The following is an 11,888-nucleotide window of genomic DNA, read 5'->3' as shown; positions in this document are numbered from 1 at the left end:
TAGTTCAATTTTATTGAAGTTTTTTCGTTTTCTGCGTAGGGTTTCCATCGGGATCTGCGGGGGAGGATGGGTTATCATTCTGCTCCCGTCATCCGGTTGCAGAGGATCTATGCCCGCGTTTTCCTGGTTAGCGCTCTTTTTCGGCGCCTTCTATTTTGTCTACGGTGCTTACTTGCCGTTCTGGTCGCTCTGGCTGGAGGGGGTGGGCGTCAGCGCCGAGATGATTGGTCTCCTGCTGGGGGCGGGGATGGCGATCCGCTTTGCCGGCAACCTGATGGTGATGGGGCAGATCAAGGGGGCGGGCCATCTGCTGCCGGTTACCCGGTTGCTCTCCCTGCTCAGTCTGCTGGCGTTTCTCGGCTTCTATCTCAGTCATAACCTCTGGTGGCTGGTGGGTTTGACCCTGCTGGCGAACTTTATCTATCCGACTCTGATGCCGGTGGGAGAGGCGCTGGCGACCCGCATGGTGGTGCAGGCGTACCTCGATTACGGCAAGGTGCGGCTGTGCGGCTCCTTTGCCTTTATCGTCGCCTCTACCCTGGTGGGGGCGCTGGTGGGCAACTTCGGTAGTGACTGGATTTTGCACACCATGGTGGCGGGGCTGGTGCTGATGCTGCTGCTCAGCTGGCTGCCGCTCTATCCGGCGCCACAGGATAGTCAGGGCGAGCGGGCCAAGGCGTCATTGCTGGCAACCCTGCGCAGCGCACCGGTACGCCGTTTCCTATTGCTGACGGCGTTGCTGCAGGGGAGCCACGCCGCTTATTACGGTTTCAGCGCCATCTACTGGAAGGCGCAAGGGTATAGCGGCACCATCATCGGCTATCTCTGGGCGCTCGGGGTGGTGGCCGAGATCTGCATGTTTGCCGCCGACAAGCGCTTCTTGCAACGCTTTGGCGCCCAGAGTCTCTTTATTGCCGGTGCCATCGGTTGTGTGGTGCGCTGGGTATTGCTGGGTGCCTCGACCGAGTTGTGGGTACTGGTGCTGGGGCAACTGCTCCACTCGGTCACCTTTGGCATGAGCCATCTGGGGGCTGTGCGCTTCATGACTCGCCAGCTGCCCGCCGAGCAGTTGATCCCGACCCAGGCGCTCTATGCGGCCCTTGGCCTCGGCATGACGGTGGCGGCCCTGATGGCGGTCTGTGGCGTGCTGTTCGAGCCTCTCGGTGGTGGCATCTTCTTCCTGATGGTGCTGGTGGTCTTGCCGGTCTTCTTCCTGCGGCTGCGCCCCTTTGCGCCCTCTGCGCAGGAGAGTGCTCCAGCCTGATATTTGTCTATTTGAATCATCACCTAACAAAAGGGAGAGCCACGGCTCTCCCTTTTTCGTTGTCGCGGTTGCGCTGTTACTGCTGCTCGCCCAGATAGAGGCGGCTGAGGCGGCGCCAGGTGTCCGAGCCTATGGTGCCGGCAAGCAGCTCATTGGATGCAGCATCAAAGCGGCCATCCGGCAGCCAGCCCAGTTGGGGCAGCAGTTGCGCCAGCGTCACGTCATTGTGCTGCAGCTCCCGCTCCAGCACTTCCCAGAAGGCGCTCCCCTTGACGTAAAAGAGCGGGTAGTAGGAGTGATCGCCCGTCAGTACCTCGCGAGCGGCACGATAGAGGCCGCTCTCGCTATGGGGCAGCTGTTTGCCCCGCTCGGCCAGCTCGTTGACCGCCGTGACTTGATGCAGCCGAAAGCGGCGCAGCGCCTTGATGGCGAGGTACTCGGCGAGGCTCTCGTTGACCCAGGTGGGTTGTGGATCAGAGTGGCGAGCGCTGAGGATATGCACCGCCTCGTGGGCCGAGGTGCGCAGCAGGCGCAAGGGGGCCTGTGGCGTCGGCTTGCCAGCCTCGGTGGGGTAGTTGGCGACAAACACCTGATCCCCAGCTGCGCCGCCAAGGGATCGGGTCGCCACATCCCGCCCCAGCCACACCAGTTGCCACGGGTGAGTGGGCGGATCCACATCGAGCTGGAAGGCCAGATAGTCGATGATCTCATTCAGTTGCTGCTGCAAGGCCGGCAGATCGAACTGGTTGGCGGTCTCGTCATGGCTCAGCACCAGCCGCGGATCCGGCTTGGTGACGGGCACTGTGTCCAGACCAAACGGCAGGATCAGCGGCGGCTGGTTGACATCCGGCAGTGGTTGGCAGCTGCCATCCGGCAGACAAACCTTTCCTTGGCGACTCCCCATCTGGCGCACAAAGTTACCCCACTCGGTCAATAGCCACTGATTGGGTGCGAACAGAAGCGACTGTTGGGCCGAGGCATCAGCACCCTCTGCCGGAGCCGGTGTGAGCGTGATCTGCCAGCCGATCTCCTTGCAAGAGAAGGGCTGGTTGAGGGCAACCGGCTGGTTGTCTGCAAGGCAGACCAGCGCGGGGGAAACCGGCGTGGCACTGCCCGGCAACTGACGAGCGGGGAGCAGGGTAAAGGGAGGCTTGCCCTGCATGGTGAGGCGCACTTGCAGCACATTGGCGCTGGCGCCCTGCTCGATAAGATAGCGGGGGCCGTTCGCGTCATTGCCAGCGCAGGCCCACAGCGGCAGCAGCCACAGGGCAAACAGGGTGATATGACGACTCATAAGAAGGTTAGCGCTCCTGCTCGTAGCCCAGCAGATCGCCGGGCTGGCAATTGAGTTCACGGCAGATGGCCTCCAGGGTGGAGAAGCGCACCGCCTTGGCGTGGCCATTCTTGAGGATCGAGAGGTTGGCCTCGGTGATGTCGATGCGCTGGGCCAGCTCGCGGGCGGTCATTTTGCGCTCTGCCAGCAGGGCATCGAGGCGGATGATAATGGGCATACGTTCCTCACACCGTCAGTTGCTGTTCATCGGCCAGCAGTTTGGCCTCGCGCATGACCAGTGCCAGCGCCAATACGATCAGTCCCGCCAGCAGTACCCGGAAATCGGAGGTACTCAGCGCTATGGTACCGAGTACTTCCGGGCCTCTCATGGTAAGCACCGTATCCAGCAAGGGGGTCAGGATCAATTCGACCAGGAAGGTTGTACAGAGCAGCAGTCCGATCTGCCGATAGCGGCGGATCTGCTCGAAGGTGAAGAGCAGACCGGCGCGGTAGCCACGAAACAGCTGGCGCAGTTGCCAGAGCATCATCATAAAGACCAGATCCGGCAACAGCTGCACCAGGGTGCCGAGCAGCCGGGTGGAGAAGTGAAGGGGATAGTCGGCAGGATTGATGCCGGGGCGGCTCAAGATGGTGTTGAGCTTCTCCTGCAGCAAATCGGCGCCACCGAAGGGGGTCCACACCTCCAGCAAGGTGATCAAAGGGGTCGCCAGCAGTGCCAGCAGTAGCAGCCATTCGATCAGCATGCTCGAGCGTTCGAGTTTGTTGGAGATCATCTCATTCCTCACTGTGATGGTTTTATCTGAAAGGTAAAGTTTATCGTTTATCAATATTCACATCGGCAATGTTTATTGTTTTGCGATATACAGTCAAGATAAAACTTATTGAAAAACGATAATTTCAATCTGTCCGAAGGGGATGACTTTTGGCTGCTGCCTCTCTAGACTGGCGAGGCTGTATACAAAAACTCAACATGGACAAGGAGTTATCGATGCACCAGGGATGGCTGCTGATCGGATTGTCGCTCACCTATCTGGGGCTGCTGTTTCTGATCGCCTTCGTGGCAGACAAGCACAAACGGCACCGTCTCAAGGGGCAACCGCTGCTCTACAGCCTGTCGCTGGCGGTCTACTGTACCTCCTGGACCTTCTTCGGCACCGTGGGGCAGGCGAGTGAATCCCCCTGGTCGCCGGTGCCCATCTACCTTGGCCCCATGCTGGTCTTTCTGTTTGGCTGGCGGCTGCTGGCTCGCCTTATTCTGGTTGCCAAGCGCGAGCACATCACCTCCATCGCCGACTTTATCGCCGCCCGTTACGGCAAATCCCAGCGGCTCGCCATGGTGATCGCCCTCATCGCCATCATGGGGATCCTCCCCTATCTGGTGTTGCAGCTCAAAGCCATCGTCACCGGGCTGGATCTGCTGATGGTCAACAGTGGCGGCATCAGCCCGACCAGCAATACCAGCGAGTTGGCGCTCGGGGTCACTCTGCTGCTGGCGCTGTTCAGCATCCTGTTCGGTACCCGCCATCTCGATGCCACCGAGCACCACAGGGGGATGGTGGTGGCCATCGCCTTCGAGTCGGTGGTCAAGTTGCTGGCCTTTATCGCGGTGGGGGGCTTCGCTCTCTGGCTGATCTTGAGCAAACCCGGCGAAGCTCACGAGCAGGTGACCCGCGACTTCTTTGCGCAGGTGGTGGCGGTGAGCCCCGGCAACCTGCTGGAGCTTGCCATCTATACGGTGCTGGCGATGTGCGCCGTTATCTGCCTGCCGCGCCAGTTTCATGTGACTGTGGTGGAGAACAATCAGGGGCAGGATCTTCACTGGGCGCGCTGGATCTTCCCGCTTTACCTGTTCGTGATGGGGCTCTTTATCTGGCCGCTGGCGCTGGCGGGCAAGCAGTGGGTGGGTGCCGATATGGCCTCCGACACCTATGTGATCAGTTTGCCGATGGCCCTCGGTTTCGATGGCATGGCGATGTTGGCGTTTCTCGGCGGCACTTCGGCGGCCACCGGCATGGTGATCGTCTGCACCATCGCGTTGGCGATCATGGTGAGCAACGATCTGGTGCTGCCGGTGTTGCTGCGCCGCTTCTGGCGGCAGGGGCGCGACGAGCGGCTGGTAAGGCTGCTGTTGCAGGTGCGCCGTGGTGCCATCCTGCTGATCTTGCTGGCGGCCTGGGGGCTTTACCTCTGGCTCGGCGATCTCACCAGCCTTTCCCGTATCGGCTATCTCTCCTTTGGCGCGGTGGCCCAGTTTGCGCCGGCCCTGCTGCTCGGCCTCTACTGGCGTCACGGCAATCGCAAGGGGGTTTATCTTGGGTTGAGCCTCGGGGTGAGCCTCTGGTTCGTCACCCTGCTGGTGGAGAGCGGGCTGCTGGCCGGTTCACCGCTGGCCGAACTGTTGGCGCCGCCGGACTGGCCTGCGTTTCGCGAGCTGAGTCTCGGGGCCTGGTGCATCTTCCTGAGTCTGCTCTTCAACCTGCTCGGCTATGTAGCCGGTTCTCTGCTGTCGCGACCTGCGGTGAGCGAGCGGCTGCAGGCGGCCAACTTTGTCGGCAAGCCGAGCCGCGATACCGCTGCCCTCTATCAGGCGCGGGTCTCGGTCAAGGAGCTGGAGATGCTGGCGGCCCGCTTTGTCGGCTCAAGCCGGGTCAAGCGTGCCTTTGGTCGTTTCGCCGGTGAGCGGGGCGGCACCCTGGCGCCCCAGATGCAGGCCTCGGCCGAGCTGATTGCCCACACCGAGCGGCTGCTGGCGGGGGTGTTTGGTACCTCGTCAGCGCGGCTGGTGCTTGCCTCTGCCCTGCAGGGACGTAACATGCAGCTCGAGGAGATCGCCACCATAGTCGATGAGGCCTCCGACGTGTTTCGCTTCAACCGCGGCCTGCTGCAGGGGGCGATCGAGCATATCGGGCAGGGGATCTCGGTGGTGGACAGGGAGCTTCGGCTGGTGGCCTGGAACCGCCGCTACATCGAGCTGTTCCACTATCCGCCGGGGCTTATTCAGGCAGGGCGTCCCATCGAGGCGATCATTCGCTACAACGCCCAGCAGGGGCTCTGTGGCCCCGGTGATATCGAGGATCACGTGGCGCGGCGGGTTGCCTTTATGAAGCGCGGCAGCGCCCATATCTCGGCGCGGGAGCGCCCGGACGGGCGGGTGATCGAGATGCAGGGCAACCCCATGCCCGCCGGCGGTTTTGTCATGACCTTTACCGACATCACGCCGTTTCGCGATGCGGAGCGGGTGCTGCGCGAAGCGAACGAACATCTGGAGGCACGGGTGGCCGAGCGCACCCGTGAGCTCTCCGAACTCAACCGCCAGCTGCTGTTGGTGAACCAGCAGGTGGAGCGGGCCAATCAATCCAAGAGCCGTTTTCTGGCGGCGGTCAGCCACGATCTGACCCAGCCCCTCAATGCCGCCAAGCTGTTTACCTCCTCCCTGCTGGAGATGTTGCCCGATGCTGGCGAGCAGGCCCGCATCGCCCGCCATATCGATGATGCGCTGGGGGCGACCGAGGATCTCATCACCGATCTGCTCGATATCTCGCGGCTCGAAGCGGGCAAGTTCAAGGCCAAGAAGCTCGACTTTGCCCTGTGCGATCTGCTCGACAACCTCAAGGCGGAGTTTGGCGTGCTGGCGCAGGCGGGGGGGATCCACTTCTCGGTGGTGGAGAGCAAGCACGCGGTGCACAGCGATGTGCGGCTGCTGCGCCGGGTGTTGCAGAACTTCCTCACCAATGCGTTTCGCTACAACCCGGGGGGCCGGGTGCTGCTTGGTTGCCGCCGGATGGGGGAGAAGATCCGCATCGAGGTATGGGACAACGGCCCCGGTATCCCGCAGGACAAGCAGGAGGCTATTTTTGACGAGTTCTCCCGTCTCGATCACTCCCGCACCGCCAAGGAGCAGGGGCTGGGTCTGGGGCTTGCCATCGCCCGCGGCATCTCGCAGGTGCTCGGTCATCAGCTCACATTGCAGAGCTGGCCGGGCAAGGGATCGGTCTTTGCGGTGACCCTCAATCTGGCGACCCGGCCGGTCACGGCCCATCAGCTGGCGGCGCCGGTGGTGCGTGACAGCCAGCTGGAAGGGGTAGCCGTGCTCTGTATCGACAACGAGCGGGACATTCTGACCGCCATGAGCACCCTGCTCGGCCGTTGGGGCTGCGAGGTGCGCTGCGCCGTCGATCTGGCCGAAGCCGAGGCCCTGGTGGCAGAGGGGTTTGTGCCGCGGCTGGTGCTCTCCGACTACCACCTCGATGATGGCAAGACCGGGTTGGAGGCGCTCGCTGTCCTGCAACAGGTGTGTGGCGACGAGCTGGGAGGGATCATCATCAGTGCCGATCGCAAGAGCGAGCTGCAGGCGCAGATCCGCGAGCGGGGGTATGGCTACATCAGCAAACCGGTCAAACCACTCAAACTGCGGGCTCTGATGAACAGTCTGCTGCTGCGCTAGCCACATCCGGGGCGGCTAGCCGTGAACCGACTCACAAAACCGTGCAATGGTCCTGTGGCCCGTGGTCATGGATAAATGCCGAAAACAGAGATTTATTGGCGAAGATCTCTTCATCTCCCTGCGCAATCGCCGCCAGTTACAGTATTGGCTTGCCACTGTCGGTCAACGCCGACAGTGGCAGACCGGATTGGCTCACTCTATAGTCGGGATGCGATTTTTTGCATCGCAAATGAAGTAACCGAAGGGCAAACCGATCGCAAGATCGGGACGCAAAGCTTCCGGTCCAGGGATGAGCCGTACTTGAGATAGCGGGGCCACCACAGGTTGTTGTGCACCTTTGCCAAGAGGCCGCACTGCCGTCTGCGTTACCTGTCAGGGCGTAGCCCTTTTCGTTGCCAACATAACGAAATAGGGAAATAAAATAATGCTAAGTCCAAAGCCTACCATGCTGGCCCTCGCGGTCGGTCTGTGCTGCGCCTCGTCCGCTTATGCTGCGGCGCCCGGCAAGCCGACCATCGGATGGGGCCCCACCAAGTTTTCCATCGTTGAAGTCGATCAGGCAGCCACTGCCTACAACAATCTGGTCAGGGTAAAGGATGCCGCCGATGTGGAGGTGAACTGGAACCTCTGGAGCGGCGATCTGGGCCAGAGTGCCAAGGTACTGCTCAATGGTCAGGAGGTGTGGTCCGGCCCCTCGGCCGCGGCGGGCAGCGCCAAATTCAAGGTGAAGAAAGGGGGGCGCTACCAGATGCAGGTGGCGCTGTGCAACGCCGATGGCTGTACCCTCTCTGATGCCAAGGAGATCGTGGTCGCCGATACTGACGGCAGTCATCTGGTGCCACTCAAGGCGCCGCTGCAGGAGAACAACAAACCCTACGCCAACAAGTCCGGCAAGGTGGTCGGTACTTACTACGTGGAGTGGGGGGTCTATGGCCGCAAGTTTACGGTGGACAAGATCCCGGCCCAGAACCTGACCCATATCCTCTATGGTTTCACCCCCATCTGCGGCGGGGATGGCCTCAACGACAGCCTCAAGGAGATCGAAGGGAGCTTCCAGGCGCTGCAACGGGCGTGTGCCGGCCGGGCCGACTTCAAGGTGGCGATGCACGATCCCTGGGCCGCCATCCAGATGCCGCAAGGCAACCTCACCGCCCATGACGAGCCCTACAAGGGCAACTTTGGCGCCCTGATGGCGCTCAAGCAGGCCTATCCGAACCTCAAGATCCTCCCCTCGGTCGGCGGCTGGACCCTCTCTGATCCCTTCTATTTCCTCGGTGACAAAACCAAGCGCGACGTGTTCGTCGGCTCGGTGAAAGAGTTCCTGCAGACCTGGAAGTTCTTCGACGGTGTGGATATCGACTGGGAGTACCCGGGCGGACAGGGCGCCAACCCGAAACTGGGCAGCCCGAGTGATGGTGCCACCTATGTGGCCCTGATGAAGGAGCTGCGGGCCATGCTCGACGAGCTGGAGGCCGAGACCGGTCGCCAGTATGAGCTCACCTCGGCCATCGGGGCGGGGGGCGACAAGATCCAGGATGTGGACTACAAGGCGGCCCAGCCCTACATGGATCACATCTTCATGATGACCTACGACTACAACGGTGCCTGGAGCAACACTGAGCTGGGTCACCAGACCAACCTCTATGCGGCGAGCTGGGATCCCGCTACCAAGTACACCACCGACAAGGCGGTGAATCAGCTGCTGGCGCAGGGGGTTGAACCGGGCAAGCTGGTGGTCGGGGCCGCCATGTATGGTCGTGGCTGGACCGGGGTGAGCGGTTATCAGGGCAACAACCCCTTCACCGGCAAGGCGACCGGCAAGGTGAAAGGCACCTGGGAGGACGGGGTGGTGGATTACCGCGACATCGTCAACAACCGGATGGGGGCGGGCTGGGAGAAGGGCTACGACGAAGTGGCCGAGGCGCCCTATCTGTTCAAGGCGGCGACCGGCGATCTCATCACCTATGACAACGATCGCTCGGTCAAGGCCAAGGGGCAGTATGTGCTGGCCAACAAGCTCGGTGGCCTCTTCTCCTGGGAGATCGATGCCGACAACGGCGACATCCTCAACGCCATGCACGAGGGGTTGGGTCACGGCAGTGGCGTCACGCCACCGGCCAACAAGCCGCCGCTGGCCAACGCGGGCAGTGACCTCAAGGTGACCGGCCCGACCGAGGTGACGCTGGATGGGTCGGCCTCCCACGATCCGGAAAACAGCGCGCTCAGCTACAGCTGGAAGCAGATCTCCGGGCCGCAGGCTGCCCTGCTCGATGCCACTCAGGCCAAGGCCCGTGTTGTACTCGATGCGGTGACTGCCGACATCAATCTGGTGTTCGAGCTGACGGTGACCGATGACCAGCAGTTGAGTGCCAAGGATCAGGTTGTTGTCACCAACAAGGCGCCGCAGGCCAATATGGCGCCGGTGGTGAGTGTACCTGCTACTGCCTCTGTGGAGGCGGGCAAGCAGGTGACCATCAAGGCGACCGCCTCTGATCCGAACGGTGATCCGTTGACCTATCAGTGGAGTGTGCCGGCAGGCATCACCGCAACGGGTCAGAACAGCGCCACTCTGGTGGTCACCGGCCCGAGCGTAACCAGCGACACCGGCTATGACCTGAGCGTCACCGTCTCTGACGGCGGGCTGGATGCCAGCGCGGCAACCCGTCTGACGGTCAAACCGGCCAGCAGCGGCGGTGGTTGCACGGCGACCGATCCGGATGCGGCCAACTGGCCAGTCTGGAAAGCGGCCAGCACCTATAACAGCGGCGACAAGGTGAGCCACAACCAGCTGGTGTGGCAGGCCAAGTACTGGACCCAGGGCAACGAGCCTAGCCGCACCGCGGATCAGTGGCTGCTGGTGAGCAAGGTGCAACTGGGTTGGGATGCCAATGTGGCCTACAACGGTGGCGAGCTCACCACCCATAACGGCCGTCAGTGGAAGGCGCAGTACTGGACCAAGGGCAATGAGCCCGGCAAACACGACGTCTGGCAGGATGTGGGAGCCGCCAGCTGTAAATAAGCATTGAATGATGGCGGGGCATGCCAGTCATGCCCCGTTTTTTCTCCTCGCTTCGCCACATTCTGGCGGGTCTGCCAATCGGTTTCCCCAGCTTCTCTCGTGTCCCTGCAAAGTGCTCACTCTTGCCTAGTGATTAATGCTCTCCCCGATAGCTGGCATCTGTGCCGCACGCTGCTCTTTGTGGTGCCGCTTGTGTTGATACATGTCGGCATCGGCTCTGGCAAACGCGGCGGCAAAGTCGCCGCGATAGGGGGCCATCCCCATGCTGCACGAGATAGTGGGGGAGGCGCTGGCCAGCATGGCCGTCAGCCTGGCCATTGTCTGTTGCAGCTCGGTCGGTGTCAGAGTGGTGAGCAGCACAAACTCATCCCCGCCGAAGCGGGCGGCAATCACCCCCTGACCGAAGTGCTGGCGTATGCCATCTGCGATAAGGCGCAGGGCCTGATCACCGGCCAAATGGCCACTGCTGTCATTGAGCTGCTTGAGATTATCCATGTCGATCAGCAGCAGGGTGCCTTCCGGCTGCCCCTGCAGAGCGAGTTCGAATTGCTGGCGATTGGCGAGCCCGGTCAGCTGGTCGGTATTGGCCAGCTGATAGATGCGGCGGGACTGCTGATAGATGGTGATGGCGTGGCGAATATCCCGCACCAGGATCGCCATCAGGTGGCTGTCGTAGCGGGTAAAGGCATTACGTTTGCTGCTGTCCATATTGATCATGCCGTAGAGCTGACCATCGATATGGATCGGGGTCGCCAGCGTGGCCTGGATGGGCAGGTCGGTGCAGTTGACCAGCAGCTCTCTGTCCTGTTCGGACAGGGGCATGGTGGCATTTATCTTCGACAGGTCGTTGATCAGCAGTGTTTTGTTGCAGCGCCCCTGAGTCAGCTTGTACTGAAAGGTGTGCTCCAGCGGCAGATTGATCCGCCGCAGTTTCACCAGATCCATGCCGATGGCGGCTTCATACCTCAACATGCCTGTGCCCGGCAGCAGCTTGATCAGGCAGCCCATCTCGGCCCCCGGGATCAACATCACGGCTCGTCTGAGCAGGTCCTCCAGAAAGGCCTCTTCGGTCTGGTATTGCGCCGAGTTGCGGGCCAGTTCGGCGGTGGTTTCGTTGATCTTGAGCGCCTCACTCAGATGCTGCCACTGGCGGTGCAGATGGTAGCGGTAGTGGCGATAGAGCCAGAAGGTGCAGATAAGGTAGCTCTGGACTAGCAAGGTGCTGGCAAGCGGCGCCCTTTGCCAGCCATTGAGGCTATTGATAAGCCAGATCATCCCGGCCAGTGGCAAGGCATAAATCGTCAAACGAACAAATTTGTCGTATCTGGATAACCGGGTGCGTGAGGGCAATTCGCTGGGCATGAAGACACCTGCTGGCCATGCAAAGCGGCGATTATAAATTCATTAGTTGCGATACAGATGGGTCTTTTGTCGCATATTGTTCTTACTCATTGATTTTTCTCAATTTGGTGTGATGCAGATCAAAAAAATGGTGTGAGGTATCTGGTTGGAGGTGATGAGATTATGTCTGCATATCCGGCTGTTTTTTAAACATTAATTTCTTGAAAGTGGGTAATTGTCGGGGTTGGTAACCGGTGGGCTGGCAATGGTCCGATTTGCTTACTTATCAGAATTACCCTACAGTCAATCGGCGATTATTTATCGCCAGAAATAACGTTGTGACAAGGGCAAACCGATTGAAAAGTCGGGACGCAAAGCTTCCGGTCTAAGGGTCAAGACGACCTAGGATAGCGGGGCCACCACAGTAGAATGCAGGCTGCCTTTGCCAAGGGGTGGCCGTTTTTGTGTCACCTGTCGTGTTGCGTTGCCCTTTCGTTTTTCCCATAACGAAACGAAAAGGAAAGCA

The 11,888-nt window shown here is 60.8% G+C and carries 7 protein-coding genes and 2 riboswitches; of the genes, 3 read left to right on the top strand and 4 right to left on the bottom strand.

The genetic code is table 11. The annotated features are described in order from the left end of the window. The first annotated feature begins 109 nt into the window (after positions 1 to 109). The gene (locus AB5Y67_RS20720) at positions 110 to 1,264 is read left to right on the top strand and encodes a 3-phenylpropionate MFS transporter (RefSeq protein WP_199427362.1); all 1,155 of its coding nucleotides are present in this window, start codon (positions 110 to 112) and stop codon (positions 1,262 to 1,264) included. A 76-nt stretch (positions 1,265 to 1,340) separates the two neighbouring features. On the opposite strand, the gene AB5Y67_RS20715 is transcribed toward AB5Y67_RS20720, so the two are convergent. Genes AB5Y67_RS20715 through AB5Y67_RS20705 form a run of 3 tightly spaced genes read right to left on the bottom strand, consistent with a single transcriptional unit; the run spans position 1,341 to position 3,331 of the window. Continuing rightward, positions 1,341 to 2,558, bottom strand: coding sequence for a hypothetical protein (locus tag AB5Y67_RS20715; RefSeq protein ID WP_199427361.1), 1,218 nt, complete (start codon positions 2,556 to 2,558; stop codon positions 1,341 to 1,343). 7 nt (positions 2,559 to 2,565) lie between these two features. Then, complete coding sequence (locus AB5Y67_RS20710) at positions 2,566 to 2,775, bottom strand: helix-turn-helix transcriptional regulator (protein ID WP_005348179.1); 210 nt, start codon at positions 2,773 to 2,775, stop codon at positions 2,566 to 2,568. 7 nt (positions 2,776 to 2,782) lie between these two features. Next, positions 2,783 to 3,331, bottom strand: coding sequence for a DUF2975 domain-containing protein (locus tag AB5Y67_RS20705; RefSeq protein WP_149152309.1), 549 nt, complete (start codon positions 3,329 to 3,331; stop codon positions 2,783 to 2,785). A 215-nt stretch (positions 3,332 to 3,546) separates the two neighbouring features. Here AB5Y67_RS20705 and AB5Y67_RS20700 point away from each other — a divergent pair, with 215 nt between their 5' ends. Beyond that, positions 3,547 to 7,002 (top strand): PAS domain-containing hybrid sensor histidine kinase/response regulator, encoded by a 3,456-nt coding sequence (locus AB5Y67_RS20700; RefSeq protein WP_319920102.1) that lies wholly within the window; start codon positions 3,547 to 3,549, stop codon positions 7,000 to 7,002. 234 nt (positions 7,003 to 7,236) lie between these two features. Further along, positions 7,237 to 7,324, top strand: a riboswitch (cyclic di-GMP riboswitch). Between the two features lie 102 nt (positions 7,325 to 7,426). Then, positions 7,427 to 10,021, top strand: coding sequence for a glycosyl hydrolase family 18 protein (locus AB5Y67_RS20695; protein WP_199427359.1), 2,595 nt, complete (start codon positions 7,427 to 7,429; stop codon positions 10,019 to 10,021). Between the two features lie 126 nt (positions 10,022 to 10,147). Here AB5Y67_RS20695 and AB5Y67_RS20690 read toward each other — a convergent pair whose 3' ends face one another. Continuing rightward, entirely contained in the window at positions 10,148 to 11,383 is a 1,236-nt protein-coding gene (locus AB5Y67_RS20690) for a sensor domain-containing diguanylate cyclase (protein ID WP_199427358.1), read from the bottom strand. Between the two features lie 315 nt (positions 11,384 to 11,698). Beyond that, a riboswitch (cyclic di-GMP riboswitch) is annotated at positions 11,699 to 11,786 on the top strand. Positions 11,787 to 11,888 lie beyond the last annotated feature (102 nt).

The sequence above is a fragment of the Aeromonas sp. s12 genome (assembly GCF_040907925.1).
In the GTDB taxonomy this organism is placed as follows: domain Bacteria; phylum Pseudomonadota; class Gammaproteobacteria; order Enterobacterales; family Aeromonadaceae; genus Aeromonas; species Aeromonas veronii.
Note: the sequence above shows the minus strand (reverse complement) of the source record. Positions and strands in the feature narration are given on the sequence as shown.